Source organism: Rhizobium cauense (assembly GCF_019511525.1).
Lineage (GTDB): Bacteria > Pseudomonadota > Alphaproteobacteria > Rhizobiales > Rhizobiaceae > Rhizobium > Rhizobium cauense.
The window spans coordinates 1-529 of sequence record NZ_JAEUAT010000066.1 but is presented as its reverse complement, the minus strand read 5'-3'; the positions used below and the strand labels follow the sequence as shown (position 1 = coordinate 529).

Here is a 529-nt window from a genome sequence, read left to right as displayed (position 1 = left end):
GAGTCCGCCACCGAGTTGCGCGCCACCGAGGCCTTGATCATCGATTGCGAATGCCGCCGGGTCAAAAGCTCGGCAATGATGGTCAGCACCGTCAGCACCGCCGCGCCACCGACCGTCAGGATCCCCAGCATCGGGTGCAGCAGCCAGACGAATACCAGGTAGATCGGCATCCACGGCAGGTCGAACAGCGCCACCGGACCCTGGCTCGACAGGAAGCCGCGCAGCGTGTCGACGTCGCGGCCGCGCTCCATCGCCTCAGACGTCGAGTAGCCGTAGCGCGGCATCTCGATCACCACCTTGTGGGCGATCGGCGCAAGCTCGGCATCCAGCCGGGCGCCGAGCCGGATCAGGATCTGCGAGCGGATGATGTCGAACATCCCCTGGAACAGGTAGAGGCTGATTGCCAGGATCGACAGCGCCACAAGCGTCGAGATCGAGCCGCTGGTCAGCGCCCGGTCGTAGATCTGCAGCATGTAGAAGGCGCCGGTCAGCGCCAGGATGTTGATGATCCCGGACAGTCCGAACAGAT

The 529-nt window shown here is 64.7% G+C and carries 1 pseudogene; it reads right to left on the bottom strand.

Features of this window, described 5'->3' with window-relative positions:
• A pseudogene (locus JNB88_RS33155) lies at window positions 1-527 on the bottom strand (type I secretion system permease/ATPase); the annotation flags it as partial.
• Between the last annotated feature and the right edge of the window lie 2 nt (window positions 528-529).